This is a genomic window from uncultured Subdoligranulum sp. (genome assembly GCF_963931595.1).
Lineage (GTDB): Bacteria > Bacillota > Clostridia > Oscillospirales > Ruminococcaceae > Gemmiger.
This window is the reverse complement of record NZ_OZ007030.1, coordinates 1,679,986-1,697,186: the sequence shown is the minus strand read 5'-3', so window position 1 is coordinate 1,697,186 and position 17,201 is coordinate 1,679,986. Positions and strand designations below refer to the sequence as shown.

General features: G+C 63.4%; 19 protein-coding genes. 16 read left to right on the top strand and 3 right to left on the bottom strand.

Annotation, left to right across the window (positions count from 1 at the left end; all coding sequences use genetic code 11):
• Window positions 1-6: 6 nt before the first annotated feature.
• Window positions 7-324: a YerC/YecD family TrpR-related protein gene (locus ABGT73_RS08240; protein ID WP_346669292.1), complete on the bottom strand. Its 318-nt coding sequence runs from the start codon at window positions 322-324 to the stop codon at window positions 7-9.
• A 222-nt stretch (window positions 325-546) separates the two neighbouring features.
• Between ABGT73_RS08240 and ABGT73_RS08235 the strand changes: the two genes are divergently transcribed.
• The 3 genes from ABGT73_RS08235 to ABGT73_RS08225 all read left to right on the top strand — a co-directional run bounded on the left by ABGT73_RS08235 (window position 547) and on the right by ABGT73_RS08225 (window position 3,298).
• The gene (locus ABGT73_RS08235; protein ID WP_346669291.1) at window positions 547-933 is read left to right on the top strand and encodes a hypothetical protein; all 387 of its coding nucleotides are present in this window, start codon (window positions 547-549) and stop codon (window positions 931-933) included.
• Between the two features lie 107 nt (window positions 934-1,040).
• Window positions 1,041-2,405, top strand: coding sequence for a DNA recombination protein RmuC (gene rmuC, locus ABGT73_RS08230; protein WP_346669290.1), 1,365 nt, complete (start codon window positions 1,041-1,043; stop codon window positions 2,403-2,405).
• 44 nt (window positions 2,406-2,449) lie between these two features.
• Window positions 2,450-3,298: a DegV family protein gene (locus tag ABGT73_RS08225; protein WP_346669289.1), complete on the top strand. Its 849-nt coding sequence runs from the start codon at window positions 2,450-2,452 to the stop codon at window positions 3,296-3,298.
• Between the two features lie 55 nt (window positions 3,299-3,353).
• Here ABGT73_RS08225 and ABGT73_RS08220 read toward each other — a convergent pair whose 3' ends face one another.
• Window positions 3,354-3,488: an oxaloacetate decarboxylase gene (locus tag ABGT73_RS08220; RefSeq protein WP_346669288.1), complete on the bottom strand. Its 135-nt coding sequence runs from the start codon at window positions 3,486-3,488 to the stop codon at window positions 3,354-3,356.
• A gap of 13 nt (window positions 3,489-3,501) precedes the next feature.
• Window positions 3,502-4,635 (bottom strand): sodium ion-translocating decarboxylase subunit beta, encoded by a 1,134-nt coding sequence (locus tag ABGT73_RS08215; protein ID WP_346669287.1) that lies wholly within the window; start codon window positions 4,633-4,635, stop codon window positions 3,502-3,504.
• A gap of 340 nt (window positions 4,636-4,975) precedes the next feature.
• Between ABGT73_RS08215 and ABGT73_RS08210 the strand changes: the two genes are divergently transcribed.
• From ABGT73_RS08210 to rplW, 13 genes are all read left to right on the top strand, one after another.
• Complete coding sequence (locus tag ABGT73_RS08210; protein ID WP_346669286.1) at window positions 4,976-5,518, top strand: sigma-70 family RNA polymerase sigma factor; 543 nt, start codon at window positions 4,976-4,978, stop codon at window positions 5,516-5,518.
• A gap of 125 nt (window positions 5,519-5,643) precedes the next feature.
• Window positions 5,644-5,922, top strand: coding sequence for a zinc-ribbon domain containing protein (locus ABGT73_RS08205; protein WP_346669285.1), 279 nt, complete (start codon window positions 5,644-5,646; stop codon window positions 5,920-5,922).
• Between the two features lie 95 nt (window positions 5,923-6,017).
• Window positions 6,018-7,463, top strand: coding sequence for a hypothetical protein (locus ABGT73_RS08200; protein WP_346669284.1), 1,446 nt, complete (start codon window positions 6,018-6,020; stop codon window positions 7,461-7,463).
• Window positions 7,464-7,540: 77 nt separating this feature from the next.
• Window positions 7,541-9,808: a DUF2142 domain-containing protein gene (locus ABGT73_RS08195; protein WP_346669283.1), complete on the top strand. Its 2,268-nt coding sequence runs from the start codon at window positions 7,541-7,543 to the stop codon at window positions 9,806-9,808.
• 31 nt (window positions 9,809-9,839) lie between these two features.
• Window positions 9,840-10,046, top strand: a complete 207-nt coding sequence (locus ABGT73_RS08190; protein WP_346669282.1) for a DUF1858 domain-containing protein — start codon at window positions 9,840-9,842, stop codon at window positions 10,044-10,046.
• Window positions 10,033-10,707, top strand: coding sequence for a class I SAM-dependent methyltransferase (locus tag ABGT73_RS08185; protein ID WP_346669281.1), 675 nt, complete (start codon window positions 10,033-10,035; stop codon window positions 10,705-10,707). The genes ABGT73_RS08190 and ABGT73_RS08185 overlap by 14 nt, the downstream gene beginning before the upstream one ends.
• Window positions 10,698-11,456 carry a Nif3-like dinuclear metal center hexameric protein gene (locus ABGT73_RS08180; RefSeq protein ID WP_346669280.1) on the top strand — a complete coding sequence of 253 codons (759 nt, stop codon included), beginning with the start codon at window positions 10,698-10,700 and terminating at the stop codon, window positions 11,454-11,456. The genes ABGT73_RS08185 and ABGT73_RS08180 overlap by 10 nt, the downstream gene beginning before the upstream one ends.
• Window positions 11,457-11,487: 31 nt before the next feature.
• On the top strand, window positions 11,488-13,242 hold the full coding sequence (locus tag ABGT73_RS08175) for an NFACT RNA binding domain-containing protein (RefSeq protein WP_346669279.1): 1,755 nt from the start codon (window positions 11,488-11,490) through the stop codon (window positions 13,240-13,242).
• 105 nt (window positions 13,243-13,347) lie between these two features.
• A complete protein-coding gene (locus ABGT73_RS08170) occupies window positions 13,348-14,418 on the top strand; it encodes a hypothetical protein (RefSeq protein WP_346669278.1) in 1,071 nt (356 codons plus the stop codon).
• A gap of 744 nt (window positions 14,419-15,162) precedes the next feature.
• A complete protein-coding gene (gene rpsJ / locus ABGT73_RS08165; RefSeq protein ID WP_007047297.1) occupies window positions 15,163-15,474 on the top strand; it encodes a 30S ribosomal protein S10 in 312 nt (103 codons plus the stop codon).
• Between the two features lie 165 nt (window positions 15,475-15,639).
• Window positions 15,640-16,272, top strand: coding sequence for a 50S ribosomal protein L3 (gene rplC, locus ABGT73_RS08160; RefSeq protein ID WP_007047296.1), 633 nt, complete (start codon window positions 15,640-15,642; stop codon window positions 16,270-16,272).
• A 14-nt stretch (window positions 16,273-16,286) separates the two neighbouring features.
• Entirely contained in the window at window positions 16,287-16,907 is a 621-nt protein-coding gene (gene rplD / locus ABGT73_RS08155) for a 50S ribosomal protein L4 (protein ID WP_346669277.1), read from the top strand.
• On the top strand, window positions 16,907-17,200 hold the full coding sequence (gene rplW, locus ABGT73_RS08150) for a 50S ribosomal protein L23 (RefSeq protein ID WP_007047294.1): 294 nt from the start codon (window positions 16,907-16,909) through the stop codon (window positions 17,198-17,200). The genes rplD and rplW overlap by 1 nt, the downstream gene beginning before the upstream one ends.
• Window position 17,201: the final 1 nt, after the last annotated feature.

The window sequence follows — 17,201 nt, the reverse complement described above, 5'->3', positions numbered from 1 at the left end:
TCCTCCTTAGGCTTCGTTGTCCGGTTTCTGCCGGGCCAGGTCTTCCCGGACACTGGCGGCGACGCTGCCGGTGCCGTAGTTGAGCATGCGGTTGACCCGGCTGACCGTGGCGCTGGAAGCGCCGGTCTCCCGCCGGATCTCGCTGTACACCTTGCCCTGCAACAGGCACCCGGCCACGGCATAGCGCTGTTCCAGGGTGCGCAGTTCGGTCACGGCGCACAGATCATCAAAAAAACGGATGCATTCATCCAGGGTGTTCAGCCGCAGAATCGCCTCATACAGAGCGGTGCTGCGTTCTTCTTTCTGCGGAGTTTGCGGGCGCATAGGCGCCTCCTTCTGTTTTTGTAAAAATTGTTCCAAGATTGGAGTGTTGTTTAATTCATTCTAGCAAATGTGCCCAACTTAGTCAATACTTTAAACAGGAAAAGCACCCGCTGCCGAAGGCAAAAGTCCCTTTTGCGGGACACCCGCCGCCCACCCTCTTGCACCTTTGGGCAAAGCAGGGTATGATAGTACCATATTGTATAAAAGGGAAGGAAACACACCATGCCGATGCCACTGATGATCGTCTACCGGGTGCTGGGCATCCTGCTCCTGGCCATGGCGGCTGCCGCCGTGTGGGAGAAGTACCGCACGGTGCGGGGGGCCACCCTGCTGCCGGGCCGCATTCTGGGTTGCCGCAAGGCCAACCGCACCAATCCGCGTCAGGGCGCGGGGGGATACCGCTATCTGGTGGAGATCCACGCAGGAGGGGAGCGGCTGGAACTGGAGACCAATGATTCCTTCTGGTTCAGCCATGACAGTCAGAAGGGCAAGAGCGTGCTGGTGTGGTATAACCCCGGCCGTCCGGTGCTGGAGCGCAAGAGCCTGGGCACCGAGGTGCTGGCGGCGGTGATGGCGGCCATCGGCGTGGCGCTGCTGCTTTTACAGTAAGGCGGAAAAACGCGCGCCATCGACGAGAAGATTGAACAGATGTACTTGGTATCAGACGGCCGGATGTGCTATACTGGGCGCAAGGCCGCCGGAAGGATTGCGACACTATGGATTGGATTTTGTATCTGCTGCTGGCCCTGGCGCTGGTGGGGGATGTGCTGCTGGCGGTGCTGCTGGCACGCAGCGGCCGCAAACCGTCCCGGGGCGATACGGCGGATGACTTTGTGCGGGCCGTGACCCCTGTGCTGCAGGGGGAGACCGACCTGCTGGCCGAACAGCTGCGGGCAATGCAGGGGGAGATGGGCCGTACCACCACCGCCACCCTGCGGGACTTTTCGTCGGTGCTGGCGGAAAACCAGCGGCAGAGCGCCGCGGCCAGCACTGCCCGGCTGGAGTCCATCGACCGGGCGGGGGCGGCGCGCCAGAAGGCGGCCAACGACGCCCTGCTGGCCCAGCTGACCATGCTGGAACACCGGCTGAAGAATCTGGAGGATTCCAACGCCACCCGGCTGGACGGGGTGCGCGGAGCGCTGGTGCAGGGGCTCAACGTCATCCGGGCGGACAACAACAAAAAGCTGGAGGAGATCCGCGGCACCGTGGAGGAAAAGCTGCAGGATACGCTGCAAAAGCGGATCAACGATTCCTTCCGCACCGTCAGCGCCCAGCTGGAGCAGGTCTATAAGGGCCTGGGCGAGATGCAGAACCTGGCGGCCGATGTGGGCAGCCTGAAGCAGGTGCTGTCGGGGGTCAAGACCCGGGGCATCCTGGGCGAGGTACAGCTGGGGGCGATTCTCGAGCAGATCCTGGCCCCCGGTCAGTATGACACCAACGTGGCCACCGTGCCGGGCAGCAACAACCGGGTGGAATTCGCGGTGAAGCTGCCGGGCCAGAGCGGCACCGTCTGGCTGCCCATCGACGCCAAATTCCCCGGCGACACCTACGCCCATCTGCAGGCAGCCCAGCAGCGGGGCGATGCGGCGGCCACCGCGGCCATGCGCAAGGCGCTGTTCAGCGTGCTGCGGCAGGAAGCCAAGGATATTCACGACAAGTACATCGAAGTGCCCTACACCACCAGTTTCGGCATCCTGTTCCTGCCCTTTGAAGGGCTGTATGCCGAGGTGGTCTCCAGCGGCGTGACCGAAACGCTGCAGCGGGACTACCAGATCACGGTGGCGGGACCGTCCACCATGGCAGCGCTGCTCAACGCCCTGCAGATGGGCTTCCGCACGCTGGCCATCCAGAAGCGCTCCGGCGAGGTGTGGACGGTGCTGGGGGCGGTCAAGACGGAATTTGAAAAGTTCGGCGCCGGTTTGCAGCAGATGCAGCGGCACCTCAACCAGACCGGCTCCGATCTGGAGGAACTCATCGGTCCGCGCAGCCGGGCCATCACCCGCAAGCTGGAGGCTGTGCAGCAGCTGGACCCCGATACGGCGGCCGGGCTGCTGGGCCTGCAGCAGGATTCCAAACCCTGAACGGCGCGTTGCCGTTTTACCCATCTGGAAAGTGAGGGAATATCATGATCCGTATCATTACCGATTCCGCCGCCGACCTGACGGCCCAGGAGATGGCACAGCCCGGCGTCAGCGTGGTGCCCATGTCCATTACCTTTGAGGACGGCACCTCCGTGGAGGACGACGGCAGCATGACCAAGGACGAGTTCTTCAAGCGGCTGGCCACCGACAGCAAGTTGCCGCGCACCAGCCAGCCCAGCCCGGCCGCCTTCATGGATGCCTTCGCCGACGCCGAAGTGGCCGGGGACGAGGTCATCGTCATCACCGTGGGCCAGAAACTGTCGGGCACCTACCAGTGCGCCGTGATGGCAGCCCATGATGTGGATGTCCCGGTGTATGTGGTGGACTCCGAGACCGCAACCCAGGGCGAAGCCGTCCTGCTGCGGGAGGCGCTGCGTCTGCGGGATATGGGCCTTTCCGCCCAGCAGATCGTGGAGGTGCTGGAGCGTTTCAAAAAGCGCATCCGCATCATCGCGGTGGTGGACAGCCTCAAGCACCTGCAGAAGGGCGGACGCGTCCCGGCGGCGGTGGCCATTGTGGGCGGCGCCCTGGGCATCAAGCCGGTCATTGCGGTGTACGAGAGCACCGTCAGGCTGGCGGGCAAGGGCCGCGGCCGTCCCGGTGCGCTGGTGGCCCTCTTCAAACAGCTGGATGAGCTGGGCGGCGTCGACACCAACTACCCCTGCGTGGTGCTCTACAGCGACGACAAGGCCACGGCGGCCCCGGTGCACCACTACCTGACCCAGAACCTCATGCTGGAGGGTGTGCGCACCTGCCAGATCGGCCCCACCATCGGCACCCACATCGGCCCCCGCTCGGCGGGCATCGTCTTTGTGGCCAAGGAAACCGTCTGATATGCAATACAAAAGCCCCGCGGACCGGTCCGCGGGGCTTTTTGTGCGGGAGAAATCAGGATTCGTCGCTGTGATGGGTGACCCGGTTCAGCAGATAGACCGCCAGGATGATGACGCCAATCACGATAAAGATGCCCAGCATCCCCACCAGCAGCATCGGCAGGGTGGTGGCAAGGGAAGCAATATTCATACGGCAATCCTCCTTACATGCCCATCAGGGTGAGGATCAGGCCGCCGGCGATGACCGACGCGATCTGCCCCGAGACGTTGACGCTGATGGAGTACATCAGCAGGAAATTCTGGTTGTCCTCGGCCAGGCCCAGCTGGTTGACCACACGGCCGCTCATGGGGAAGGCCGAGATGCCGGCGGCGCCGATCATGGGGTTGATCTTTTTGCCCTCCGGCAGGAAGATGTTGAGCAGCTTGGCAAAGAGCACGCCGCCCGCCGTGTCGAAGATGAAGGCCACCAGGCCCAGGGCCAGGATCAGCAGCGTGTCGGGCTTGACGAACTTGTCGGCGGTCATCTGGCCGGCCACCGTCAGGCCCAGCACGATGGTGATCAGGTTGGCCAGCACGTTCTGGGCGGTCTCGGACAGGGAGTTCAGCACGCCGCATTCCCGGATCAGGTTGCCGAACATCAGAAAGCCCACCAGCGCCACGCTGGCCGGGGCCACCAGACCGGCCAGGATCGTCACCACGATGGGGAAGAGGATCTTGGTGGTCTTGGTCACGTTGCCCTTCTTATAGGGCATGCGGATGAGCCGCTCTTTTTTGGTGGTGCACAGGCGGATGACCGGCGGCTGCACGATGGGCACCAGCGCCATGTAGCTGTAGGCCGCCACCATGATGGCGCCCAGGTATTTGCTGCCCAGCGTGTTGGCCACAAAGATGGCGGTGGGGCCGTCGGCGGCACCGATGACGGCGATGGAGGCGGCGTCAGGCAGGTCGAAGAAGAGCCCGGCCACCGCCAGGGTGAAGAAGATGCCGAACTGGGCCGCTGCGCCGAACAGCATGAGCCAGGGCTTTTCCAGCAGCGGGCCGAAGTCGATCATGGCGCCGATGCCGATGAAGAGCAGCAGCGGGAACAGCTCGTTGGACATGCCCGCTTCAAACAGGGCGGTGATGGGCCCTTCGGTGTCCCCCTGGGTGATGGCGCCGGACAGCGGCAGGTTTACCAGGATGGCGCCGAAGCCCATGGGCACCAGCAAGCTGGGTTCCATTTTCTTGACGATGCCCAGGTAGACCAGCAATCCGCCGATGATCCACATGACCACCATCTGCCAGGTCAGGTTGCCGAAGTTGGCAAACAGTCCGGCGAAGGTTTGCAGAACGTTCATGGGAATTCCTCCTTTATTTTGCACGGGGAGCAACAAAAAAGACCTTTGCCGCAATCGCGTACCGACTGCGGCAAAAGTCTCAGTGCTTGGGTAGGACCCCGGGGCGTGCACAACGCCCGTGGTGACGAGGCCGAACGCACGGCTGGCCGCTGCCATACCGTGCCGCTTACTCCCTTTTGCTGTATTTTTCAGTATAGCAGGTTGCCCTGGAAATTACAAGCACCCGGGATGCACAAAATCAGCCGGGAGACTTTCGGCAGGCTGCATAAAAAATGTTTGACAAATGCCTTTATTACAGGTATTATAAAGGTGTTCGCATCTGCCGGATGGAGAAGTTTTCATGCAAAAAGTGGACGATGACCTGCTTGTGCGCGCACAGCAGGGGGACGATACCGCCCTGGCCGCACTGATTGCCCGTATGATGCCCGCCATCCGCAAGGGGGCGGCGATCTACCGGGCTCCCGGCCTGGATTTTGAGGACGCCGTGCAGGAGGGCCTGATCGGACTGTTTCAGGCCGTGCGGAGCTACCGGCCGGCCGCCGGTACGCCCTTTGCCTCCTACGCCGCCGCCTGCATCCATCATGCCCAGCAGGACGCCCAGCGGGCGGCCCTGCGCAAGAAGCATGCACCGCTGAACTTCAGTGTACCGCTGCCCGATGCCGAGAACATTCCCCAGCCGGGGCCGGAGGAACTGGCCATCGCGGGGGAACGCTACGCCGACACCCTGCAACGCATGCAGACCGAACTTTCTGTGCTGGAACGTCGGGCTCTGGTGGCCAGTTTACATGGCCAGCCGGTAGCCCAGACAGCCCGCGACCTTGGCATCACACCCAAGGCAGTGGCCAATGCGCTGGCCCGCGCCCGCCGCAAGCTGCGCGGGTGAAACTTTTGGATTCAGGCGTTTGCCTGGTCATATATCAACCTGCCCCCAGTAGCGCCTAAAATCAGTTCGTTATGCGTTGGTTTAGATTCTTCCGCGGGCAAATACAAACAGAGGAGATACCCATTATGTTCGAAGACAAGACTTTGGTATGCAAGGAATGCGGCAAGGAGTTCGTCTGGACCGCCGGCGAGCAGGAGTTCTACGCCAGCCGTGGTTTCGAGAACCAGCCCCAGCGCTGCAAGGCCTGCCGCGATGCCCGCAAGAACGCTACCCGCGGTGAGCGTCAGATGTACGATGCCGTTTGCGCCAGCTGCGGCAAGGCTTGCAAAGTTCCCTTCCAGCCGCGTGAGGACCGCCCGGTCTACTGCAGCGAGTGCTTTGCCAAGATGAAAGAGAACGGCTGATTTTGCGCGTGTAAACGTGTAACACGAGTTTGAATTTCCATTCCGCGCCCCGGTCGGTTCCGACTGGGGCGCGGTTTGTTTTGGGAGGTGTGCCTGTGACCCGGTGTCTCACAGGGAAAAAACTGCTGTGGTGCGCAGGTATCGCCGCCGTACTGCTGTTTTTGTGCAGCAAATCTTCCCCTCTGTTTGCCTTCAATGACTGGATGGACGCCAACATCTTCTTCACCATGGGCAAGTCCATGTTCAGCGGCCGGGTGCTCTACCGGGATGTCTTCGACCACAAGGGCCCGGTGCTGTATTTCCTCTACGGCATCGGCTGGCTGATGGACCACACCGGCTTCACCGGGGTGCTGATTCTGGAAGTGGCGGCCTTCGCGGTGTTTCTGGCCGTCAGCCTGGATACCGTCGCCCTCTTTACCGCCAAAGCCCCCCATCCCGCCTGGGCGGTGCTTCCGGCAGCGGGCATTGCCGCCAGCCGGGCCTTCTCCCACGGGGGCAGCGCCGAGGAATTCCTGCTACCCTTTTTGGCGGTGGCCCTGTACGGGCTGCTGCGCACAGTGCACCGGCGGCAGGAGATGCCCCTGGCGGCCGTGCTGGGGCAGGGGGTGCTGGCGGGATGTGCCCTCTGGCTCAAATATACCGTGCTGGGCTTCTATCTGGTGTGGGCGGCGGTGCTGGCGGCACTCTACCTGCGGCAGGGAAGAACCCGTGCCCTGGCCCGCAGCTGCGGGGCCTATCTGGCCGGTATGGCGCTGGCCACGCTGCCCTGGGTGGTTTACTTCGGTGTGCACGGGGCGCTGGACGACTGGTTCACCGCCTACTTTTACGATAACCTCTTCCTGTATACAGGAAACAGCGGCGGCGCGACCGCGCTGCCGCAGCACCTCTGGTGGGCGGTGCGGGATGCCCTGCCGGCCGCCGGGCTGACGCTGCTCTTTCTGGTGGGCGCTCTGGCTGCCCGCCGCCGGGCTGTGGCTGGTTCGGTGGTGCTGCTGGCGGCGGGGCTGGCCCTCACCAGCCTGATGGGCGGGTATCTTGTCTACTACGGGCTGGTGCTCGCGGTCTTTGCACCGCTGGGTCTCGTGCCGCTGGTCCGCCTTTCTGCCCGGGTGGAAGGGTTGCGGCCTGTGAGGATGCTGCTGCCCTGGGCGGGGATGGCGGCCGCGGTGGCCTTTGCCTGGCTGGCCAGCCCCAACGCGCCGCTGCGCGGCCGGGCGGCGGAAAGCCTGCCCCAGCTGCGCTTTGCCCGGACGATGGCGGCGGACGAAGAGGCCAGCCTTCTCAACTACGGAACCCTGGACGGCGGATTCTATACGGCGTCGGGTCTGCTGCCGCCGGGGCGGTATTTCTGCGTGACCAACATGCCGCTGGAAGCCCAGTGGACCGAACAGAACCGCCTGCTGGAAGAGGGGGCCGTGACCTACGTGGTGGCCCTGGTGGATGACCTGGAACAGCGGTTCCCCTCGTACCATTGCATCGATGAGGCTTCCTACGACGGCGGCGAGGGCACCGTGACCTGGTATCTCTACCGCCGGGCGTGAAGCATTTGCGCTTTTGCTCCGGTTGCGGTATAATAACAGCGGCCCACGCAAATCCTGAAAGAAAGGCGGCGATCCCCATGTCCTTATCTTCCCGAGTGTGGCGGGGTGTGCTCGCCCTGGTGGCGGCGCTGGTGGCAGCCGGCGCGGTCTGGCTGCTCTGCCGCTGGGTGGGCTACGACCTGCAGGACAGGCTGGGCAACCAACCGGTGTTTGAGATCCTTAACGATGACTACACCCAGATCATCGACCTGCCGGAGGAGGGCCTCACCCAGGAGGTGCCCCTCCAGGCCGGGCAGGCCTTTTACGGGGTGCGGCTGAATTTCAGCACCCACGGCCAGCTCTACAAGTCCGGCATGGTCATGGTGGATGTCACCAACGAGGAAGGCACCCTCATCGCCCAGATGGCGGGCAACTTCCTCAACATCTTCGACGACAATTTTACCGCCTTCACGATGGACGAGCCCTATATACCCGAGAAAGCAGAAACGCTGACGGTGCACCTTTATAATGCGGTGCCCTGGGACGGGCCGCTGGGGCTCTGGGCCAGCGAAGGGGCGGTGGACGGCATGGAGCTGCTCCGTGGCGGCGCCGACGGCGAGCCGCTGGACGCCACGCTGGCCATCCAGCTGGTGGCGGATTACTCGGGCAACTGGCCTTCCCGCCTGGCCCAGGGACTGGCCGCCCCGCTGGCGGTGGCTGCCTTCGGGGCGGTGCTGCTGGCGGTGCTGCAGGCGCCTCTGGCCCTGTTGGTGGCGGTGGCCGGCCTGGCACTGGGCTGCGGCTTCCTGCGGGTGACCCCCGCCCTGGTAGCCCCTGATGAATACACCCATCTGGCGGCGGCCTATGAGCTGGCCGGCCGGTGGAGCGGCCAACAGACCGCTGACGAGAGCGGCCATCTGCTGGTGCGCAGCTGCGATGCTCCCTATTTCGGCACCAAAACCGGCGAGATCGGCATTTTTGCCTACAAAGCCCAGGCCCAGGCGGCCGCCCAGGACGCCGGCAGCCCCAACACACTGACCGAAGTCAGCGAGGCGGAGGCCGGTCAGGGCAGCGGCAACTACTGGGCCCAGGCGCTGGGCATCTGGCTGGCGCGGCTGAATGGCCAAAACTTCTACACCATGCTGGGCTGGGGCCGCACGGCCAACCTGCTTTTGTATCTGATCCTGACGGTGGCGGCGGTGGCAGCGGCTCCCGGCGTGCTGCGCGGGCTCTTCGCCTGTGTGGCGCTGCTGCCCATGTCCCTGCAGCTGGCCGCCAGCCTTTCCCCCGACGCGGGGGTGCTGGGCACGGTCTTCCTGTTCACCGCCCTCTGCATGCGGCTGCGCACCCAACGTGCCGCCCGCTGGCAGCTGGTTCTGCTGGCGGTGCTGGCGGCGGCGGTGGCCCCGGCCAAGGCCATCTATCTGCCGGTGATCCTGCTCTGTCTGGCCATTCCGGCCGAGCACCTCGACCCGCGCCGTACGGCGGAAAATTCTACTGTATCGCTGCGCGGCCTGCCGGTCCGCCCGGGACGCCTGGTCCAGCTGGGCATCCTGCTGCTGGCGGCGGTGCTCTGGATGGCCGCCAACCTGTCGGAGCTGGCCTACGCGGCCCGGGATATGAACCGGGCGGTGCTGGCGGCCGGGGGTCTGGCGGTGGTGGTGCTGGCGGCGGTGCTCTGTGCCGTCTACCTGCGGGTCTGTCGCACCCCTACGGCACGGCGCCGGTTTGTCCGGGGCGTGGCGGCTGCGGTGGTGCTGCTGGGGGCAGGCGGCGTCTTCGCCCTCTCCCGCATGGGCGGGGGGCTTACCCCCGACCAGCTGCTGATGGTCAACCCCAACGGGGACTCCATCTGGACCTTCTCCTTCGGGTATATCTGCCGCAATCTGCCGGCAACCGTCAAGCTGCTGCTGCGCACTTTGCCTGAACAGGGCGGGCTCTGGCTCCAGGGCCTGCTGGGCACCACGCTGGGCGAGCCCATCGTTTACCGCATCGATGTCAGCTGGCTGATCGCCATCGGCCTGTTGCTGGCGCTGCTGGCGGCGGCGCTGCCCCGGCAGGAGGAAAAAACGCTGCTCACACGCCCCGCGGCGTGGGGGATGGCGGGCATTCTCTGTTGCGTGGCGGCGGCGGTTCTGGCCGCGGCCCTCAACTGGACGCCCATCAATTACCAGACACTCTTCGGCATGCAGGGCCGCTACCTGCTGCCGGTCCTTCCGCTGGCGCTGGTGCTGGTGCACCACAACCGCCGGCTTGCGCTGCGCCGCAGTGCCGCTCACGGGGCGGCGCTGTGGGTGGCGCTCCTCACCTTGTTGACCCAGCTCCAGGGGTTCGGTCTCTACACCTCCTGGCAGCCGGTTTCATAAAAATACAACAAATCAGAAAGGAAACCTTCCCATGACTGTTACGAAAGATACCATCATCGCCGAAATCCTCAACCACGACCCCGCCCAGGGCTGCGTGCCCATCTTCCTGGCCACCGGTATGCACTGCCTGGGCTGCATGGCGGCCCACGGTGAGACCGTGGAGCAGGCCTGCGCCGTCCATGGTGTGGACGCCGATGCCCTCGTGGCCCAGCTGAACGATTACTTTGCACACCAGTAATCCACCGCGGCTGGATGCCCGTCTGGCGGCTGCCTTTGCCTATGTAAGGCCGGGGCATGCCGCGGCGGACATCGGCTGCGATCATGGCAAATTAAGCGCCGCACTGGCGGGCAGCGGTCGCTGCCCGCTTGTTTTGGCTTGTGACCTGCGCCCCGACCCGCTGGACAAGGCCCGCCGCCGCTGTGCCCCCTACGGGGAGAAGGTGCAGTGCCGGCTGGGCAGCGGCCTGTCGGTGGTGGCGCCCGGCGAGGTGGAGGATATCATCATCGCCGGCATGGGGGCCGAGACCATCATCGAGATCCTCGAGGCGGCGCCCTGGGTGTTGGATGCCCGCTACAACCTGGTGCTGGTGCCGGCCACCAAGCACAGCATTCTGCGGCGGTGGCTGGCCCGCCGGGGCTTTGCCCTGGTTGCCGAGACGCTGGCCCAGGCGGCGGGGCGGTGGTATGCCGTCATGAATGCGCAGTATGCCGGCACGGCCCATGAACCGGACGGCCTGGAATGCCTCTGCGGCAAAACCGAGGGCCAGCCCGGTTTCGGGGCGTACTGCGCCCAGCAGAATGTGAAACTGAAAAAATACCGTCTGGGGCTTGCCCCCGGCGCCGAGGCCGACGCGGTGGACGCCCTGATACAAGAATTGGAGAAACGCTCATGTCTGTAACGGTACAGGAAATTTTGCAGGAACTGAAAACCTTTGCCCCGCCGGAACTGGCCTGCAGCTGGGACAACGTGGGGCTGCTGGTGGACGCCGGCCGCCCGGTGGACAAGGTGCTCACGGCGCTGGACATCACGGCGGAGGTGGTGCAGGAAGCGGCGGCCTCGGGCTGCCAGCTGGTGGTCAGCCACCACCCGGTGATCTTCCATCCCATGGCGCAGATCACGGCGGAGGATGTCCCGGCCATGCTGCTGCAAAAGGGCATTTCGGGCATCTGCATGCACACCAACCTGGACGCCACCGCCGGCGGCGTCAACGATACGCTGGCGGACCTGCTGGGCATCTCCCGGGAGGACCGCCGCAACTTTGCGGAAAACTGCGGCCGCATCGGCACGGTGACCCCCACCACCACCCAGGCCATCGCCCGGTTCTGCGCGGAAAAGCTGCACAGCGGCGTCAAGTATGTGGACAGCGGCAAGCCGGTCACCCGGCTGGCGGAGGTCAGCGGTGGCGGCGGCGGATACCTGCAGGACGCCATCGACGAGGGCGCCGACTGCCTGGTCACCGGAGAGGCGGCCCACCACATTGCGCTGCTGGCCCGGCAGAAAGGAATCGGCCTGGTGGTGGCCGGCCACTGGGGCACCGAGCAGGGCATTGCCGATGTGCTGGCGGCCCGGCTGCAGGCGGCCTTCCCCCGGCTGGAGGTGCGCCATGCGGCGGCCGATACCGACCCTTATACTTATTTGAACGTTTGATGCCGGCCTGCGGGCCGGAAGGAGTGAAACTATGTCTCTGGATGCCGCCACGCTGGCGCTGGTCACCGACGAACTGAAGACAACGCTGCTGGATGCCAAGATCGACAAGATTTTTGAGCCCACCCGCGACGAGGTGCTGGTGACGCTGCGCACCCGCACCGAAACCCACCGGCTGCTGCTGTCGGCCCGCAGCGGTTCCGCCCGCGTCTGCCTGACGAAGGAAACCTTTGAAAACCCGCTGACGCCCCCGGGCTTCTGCATGCTGCTGCGCAAGCACCTGACGGGCGGGCGGCTCATCGACCTGCGCCGGGAACCGGGGGACCGCATCGTCTATTTTGATTTCCGCTGCACCAACGAGATGGGGGACCTGGTCACCAACACGCTGGCGGCGGAACTGATGGGGCGGTATTCCAACCTGGTGCTGGTCCAGAACGGCCGCATCATCGACGCCCTGAAGCGGGTGGATTTCGAGGACAGCGAGGTCCGGCAGCTGCTGCCCGGCCTGCCCTACACGCTGCCGCCCAAACCCAACCGGCCGGATTTTCTGGCAACCAGCGCGGCGTCCATGGTGGCAGCCGCCTGCCAGAAGGACCTGCCGGTGGCCTCGGCCCTGGGCAAGGTGGTGGCGGGCGTGGGGCCCATCGTGGTGCGGGAGGCTGTCTGCCGCGCTCTGGGGGAGACGCCCGCCCTGGCCTGCGAACTCTCCGAGGGGGAGCGCCGCATGCTGGCGGAGGCGCTGGACGCCCTGAAGGAGGAGCACGCCGCCGGCGGTACGCCCACGGCGGTGCGGCTGCCCCAGCCGGACGGCACCGCCAAGCCGGTGGAGTTCAGCTTCTTTGTGCCGCGGCAGTACGGCACCCAGGCCATCCTGACCCAGTACCCCACCTACAGCGAGATGCTGGAGGATTACTACGCCACCAAGGACCGGGCGGAGCGGCTGCGGCAGAAGAGCCGGGAACTGTACAAGGCGGTACACAACATGCACGAGCGCGCCGTGCGCAAGCAGGCCGCCCGGCGGGAGGAGCTGGCCCAGTCCGCCAAGGCAGACACGCTGCGCCTCTGCGGGGAGCTGCTCCAGGCCAACCTGTGGGCCATCCACAAGGGGGACCGCCAGGTGACGGTGCAGAACTACTATACCGGCGAGGATATGACCATCCGGCTGGACCCCCGCCTCGGTCCCAACGAGAACGCCCAGAAATATTTCAAGGACTACAAAAAGAAGCAGACCGCCCACACCATGCTGCAGAAGCTGCTGGTGGAGGGCGAAGCCGAGATCGAATATCTGGGCACCGTGCTCTATGAGGTGGAATCCGCCCCCGGCGAGGCGGCCCTCAACGAGATCCGCGCCGAACTCAAGAGCCAGGGTTATCTCAAGTACTACAAGCAGCGGGACCGCAAACAGAAACCGGCGGATTTCCTGCGGTACACCTCCAGCGACGGCTTCGAGATCCTGGTGGGCCGCAACAACCTGCAGAACGACAAGCTGACGCTGCACACCGCCCGTGGCAAGGACCTGTGGTTCCATGTGCAGAAGGCGCCGGGCAGCCACTGTGTGGTGATGAGCCGGGGACTGGATATCCCCGACACCACCAGGCAGGAGGCGGCCGAGCTGGCGGTGCTCCATTCCAGCCAGAACGGCGGCGCCAAGGTGGCGGTGGATACCACCGAGGTGAAGAACATCTGGAAGGCCAACGGTGCCAAGCCCGGCATGGTGCTGTACAACGTCTACACCACCGTCTACGTCACCCCGCGCCCCGGCCTGGAAGAACAGCTGAAAAAGCGCTGAATTGTAAATTTTTCACAAAAGCCACATGCCGTATGTGCGGTATGTGGCTTTTATGGTATACTGGAGAAAAAGCGGATGAAAATTTTGGGAAAGGGGCGAATCTGTATGAAACGTATGATCCCGGTGCTGGGAGCGCTTTTGCTGTTGACAGCCTGCACCCCGGCGGAAAGTGTCCTCCCTGCGGCCACGTCTGCCCCGGAACCTACGGCGGTTCCTTCGCCCCTGCCTGCAGCGTCGCCCACGCCGTCGCCAACGGCTGTGCCGGTGGAGGAAGCCTCCCTGCCTGAAACCACACTGGAAGAATGGACTTCTGTCATGCCGGAACAGAAGCCCGGCTATACCGTGACGGAAGGCCCTCTGGAACTGCTGGACTATGTGGCCTGGCCGGATCAGCCGGTGACGCTGCGGATTGCCAGCTGGAAGGGGACGCTGGCGGAGGCGGCGGAGGCCTTTGGGGTGCCGCTGGAAACTTTGCAGGCACTTAACCCCGACCCCGAGACTTGGACCGACCCCGGCAGCGGCGCTGTTAACTATTATAATCTGAAGCTGCGGGATGACTACCTGGTCCCGCGGCCCGATATCAAGCAGGTGACCATTTCGACCCCCTGGGTGGCCAGCCGGTGGGAGCAGACGGCAAGCTATAAGGTGCCGGCGGCGCTCAGCGACCAGGCGGCGGCCTGCATGGCATCCGCCTACAATTTTGAGTATAACCACAACAGCATGTCGGGCGGCATCTGGCCGGCGGACTATGACGAGGAAACCGGCTGGTACACTACCAAAGAGGGCGGCCTGTATACCACCTACAGCGATCTGACCCGGTACCTTGAGGCGGTGTACAGCCCGGCAGTCTGTGAGGGAATTCTGGGCGGCCCTGTTGCAGAGGAAGATCCTGATGACTGGCACCCCTACTATCAGGGGGAGAATGATGAGATTGTCTTCCAGGGCGGCGACCGCGGCTCCAACATCAGATACTGCGGTACAAGTTTCACCCAGCCGGAACTGCAGCCCGACGGCAGCATCCAGTTCTGGCAGCTGTCCCTGACGGTGGAGAGCGATGACTTTGTGGGCTGGGGAGAGGGGATTACCTACACGCCCGATACGGCCAGTGCCTCCATCGTGCGGCTGGAACCCTCCGAAACCGGCTGGCGGGTGGCATCCCTTGATCTGCCCAACTGACGGAATATACGGCTTTGAAAGGGAACAAACTGTATAATTCAATGCAATAATACGATTTGTAATACATAATGGGCGGATCTCTGCACAGACTATGCCGTGGCGTTCAAAATCTGTCCGCCGGTGCGCTGACCCCGCTGCCGGGCCCCGGGGCAGGGAAATGCCCCCGCCGCCGGGCCCGGAATGGGGAGACTGCTTCTTCGCACCCGCCGGCAGGGCGGGGAAGACGCTCCGCCCGCTCCCAAAAACGGGTGCCTGTGAGCAGCGGAGGACGGAGGCAAACCGAAAAACGCCCTCCGGTGACATAGGAAATCTTCTTTCGGCAAAACGCAGAATTTTTTCAAAAAAATTTAGAAAATCGCCCAAAAAACACTTGCAACGCCGGGAAACGTGTGCTATAATCATTCTCGGCTGCGAAAGGCTTGGGCGGAATGTCACAAGCGTTCTGCGCAAGCCGCGATATGCGTTGATGCGGGAGGTTGCCGTCCGCCGATAGGTTGACGGGTTTTTCCGCGGAGTATGTCCGATCTTAGAACCGGGCGAAAGAATTACGGAAACAAAGGGATATGTACGGCGCTGCATTCTGCGGCACGGACCAATGTTCAACTGACTTTGTGATGATTCTTTCCGGGAGAACTGTGTGTAAACGGTTCACCGGATTTTGTCATGCGAGAAAGTTGAACGCCCGGAAACGTGTGTGATTTATCGGCTCGCCTAAGGCACAAATTTTATTAGGAGGCGAAAGCAATGGCAGTCAAAGAAAAAATCAGAATTCGTTTGAAGAGCTATGATGCATCCCTGATCGATGCCGCGGCACAGAAGATCGTGGAGACCGCGAAGCGCACCGGCGCTCGCGTGTCCGGCCCGATCCCCCTGCCCACCGACAAGGAGATCGTCACGATCCTGCGCGCTGTCCACAAGTACAAGGACAGCCGTGAGCAGTTCGAGACCCGCACCCATAAGCGTCTGATCGACATTCTGAAGCCGTCCAACAAGACGGTGGAGGCTCTCATGAGCCTGCAGCTCCCCGCGGGCGTTGACATCGAGATCAAGCTGTGATCGAACTTCTTACATTATAATACGCCGGTACGCGCAGCCGTGATCTGCGAACCGCCGGCACCCAATGTGAGAGACGAAAACACCGATCTCGCTGTGAACCCTACAGCGGAGAGGTCATGTTGATGGGAAACCACCAACCAATAACCTTTACAGGAGGACAAAACAATGCAAAAAGGTATCATCGGCAAGAAGCTGGGCATGACCCAGCTGTTCGACGCCAACGGCAAGGTCGTCCCGGTCACCATCATCGAGGCCGGCCCCTGCACCGTCGTGCAGAAGAAGACCGTTGAGTCTGACGGCTACCAGGCCGTGCAGATGGGCTACGGCGAAGTGAGCGCCAAGAAGGTCAACAAGGCCGCCAAGGGTCACTTCGACAAGGCCGACGTTGCCCCCAAGCGCACCCTGCGCGAGTTCCGCTTCGATGACATCGCCAGCCTGAACGTGGGCGACATCCTCAAGGCGGATGTCTTCGCAGAGGGCGACAAGGTCGACGTGGTCGGCACCAGCAAGGGCAAGGGCTACCAGGGCGTTATCAAGCGCTTCGGCCAGCATCGCCTGCGCGAGAGCCACGGCACCGGTCCTGTGGCCCGTCATGCCGGTTCTAACGGTTCCACTTCCACCCCGTCCCGCGTGTTCAAGGGCAAGCGTCTGCCCGGCCACATGGGCGCTGTGCGGGTGACCGTACAGAACCTGAGCGTCGTCAAGGTCGACGCTGAGAATAATCTCATCGCCATCAAGGGTGCGATCCCCGGCCCCAAGGGCTCGGTCGTGACCATCCACGACAGCGTGAAAGCGTAAAGGAGGAAAACACAATGGCACAGTTTGATGTCGTCGATATGAACGGCAAGAAGGTTTCCACCGTTGAGCTTTCCGACGCCGTCTTCGGGATCACCCCGAACGAGAAGGCTGTCCACGAGGCAGTCGTCAACTTCCTGGCCAACCAGCGCCAGGGCACCCAGAACACCAAGATCCGCAAGGAAGTCCGCGGCGGCGGTAAGAAGCCTTGGCGCCAGAAGGGCACCGGCCACGCTCGCCAGGGTTCCATCCGCGCTCCGCAGTGGACTCACGGCGGTGTCGCTCTCGGCCCCAAGCCCCGCAGCTACTACTACACCATCAACAAGAAGGTCAAGCGTCTGGCCCTGCTCAGCGCCCTGTCCGACAAGGCTGCCAACGGCAACCTGATCATCGTGGACAAGATCGCCGCTGACGAGTACAAGACCAAGACCGTGGTTGCTTTCCTGGCCGCCGTGGGCGCCGGCAAGAAGAACCTGATCGTCAACGATGCTCTCGATGAGAAGTTCGTCAAGAGCGCCGCCAACATCCCCGGTGTCAAGACCGCCGCGACCGGCGTCAACACCTACGACGTGGTCAACGCCGACAAGCTGATCCTCAGCGTGGACGCCGCCAAGAAACTTGAGGAGGTATATGCGTGATGAAATTCGCACAGGACATCGTTCTCGCCCCCGTCATCACCGAGAACTCCATGGCTGGTCTGGCCGATAAGAAGTACACCTTCAAGGTTGCCACCGATGCCACCAAGATCGACATCGCCAAGGCAGTGGAAGAGCTGTTCGGCGTCAAGGTTGCCAAGGTCAACACCATTTCGGTGCGCGGCCGCTATCGCCGTCAGGGCATGCACGCCGGCTACACTGCCAAGAGCAAGAAGGCCATCGTGACCCTGACTCCCGACTCCAAGGAGATCGAGTTCTTCAACAGCATGGTCTGAT

What these genes read in the sequence shown, in the direction of transcription:
- rpsJ (WP_007047297.1), top strand. Translation starts at nt 15,163, where the DNA reads ATGGCAGTCAAAGAAAAAATCAGAATTCGTTTGAAGAGCTATGATGCA.
- rplD (WP_346669277.1), top strand. Translation starts at nt 16,287, where the DNA reads ATGGCACAGTTTGATGTCGTCGATATGAACGGCAAGAAGGTTTCCACC.
- ABGT73_RS08235 (WP_346669291.1), top strand. Translation starts at nt 547, where the DNA reads ATGCCGATGCCACTGATGATCGTCTACCGGGTGCTGGGCATCCTGCTC.
- ABGT73_RS08170 (WP_346669278.1), top strand. Translation starts at nt 13,348, where the DNA reads ATGAAACGTATGATCCCGGTGCTGGGAGCGCTTTTGCTGTTGACAGCC.
- ABGT73_RS08225 (WP_346669289.1), top strand. Translation starts at nt 2,450, where the DNA reads ATGATCCGTATCATTACCGATTCCGCCGCCGACCTGACGGCCCAGGAG.
- ABGT73_RS08215 (WP_346669287.1), bottom strand. Translation starts at nt 4,635, where the DNA reads ATGAACGTTCTGCAAACCTTCGCCGGACTGTTTGCCAACTTCGGCAAC.
- ABGT73_RS08180 (WP_346669280.1), top strand. Translation starts at nt 10,698, where the DNA reads ATGTCTGTAACGGTACAGGAAATTTTGCAGGAACTGAAAACCTTTGCC.
- rplW (WP_007047294.1), top strand. Translation starts at nt 16,907, where the DNA reads ATGAAATTCGCACAGGACATCGTTCTCGCCCCCGTCATCACCGAGAAC.
- rmuC (WP_346669290.1), top strand. Translation starts at nt 1,041, where the DNA reads ATGGATTGGATTTTGTATCTGCTGCTGGCCCTGGCGCTGGTGGGGGAT.
- ABGT73_RS08190 (WP_346669282.1), top strand. Translation starts at nt 9,840, where the DNA reads ATGACTGTTACGAAAGATACCATCATCGCCGAAATCCTCAACCACGAC.
- ABGT73_RS08240 (WP_346669292.1), bottom strand. Translation starts at nt 324, where the DNA reads ATGCGCCCGCAAACTCCGCAGAAAGAAGAACGCAGCACCGCTCTGTAT.
- ABGT73_RS08175 (WP_346669279.1), top strand. Translation starts at nt 11,488, where the DNA reads ATGTCTCTGGATGCCGCCACGCTGGCGCTGGTCACCGACGAACTGAAG.
- ABGT73_RS08210 (WP_346669286.1), top strand. Translation starts at nt 4,976, where the DNA reads ATGCAAAAAGTGGACGATGACCTGCTTGTGCGCGCACAGCAGGGGGAC.
- rplC (WP_007047296.1), top strand. Translation starts at nt 15,640, where the DNA reads ATGCAAAAAGGTATCATCGGCAAGAAGCTGGGCATGACCCAGCTGTTC.
- ABGT73_RS08205 (WP_346669285.1), top strand. Translation starts at nt 5,644, where the DNA reads ATGTTCGAAGACAAGACTTTGGTATGCAAGGAATGCGGCAAGGAGTTC.
- ABGT73_RS08220 (WP_346669288.1), bottom strand. Translation starts at nt 3,488, where the DNA reads ATGAATATTGCTTCCCTTGCCACCACCCTGCCGATGCTGCTGGTGGGG.
- ABGT73_RS08195 (WP_346669283.1), top strand. Translation starts at nt 7,541, where the DNA reads ATGTCCTTATCTTCCCGAGTGTGGCGGGGTGTGCTCGCCCTGGTGGCG.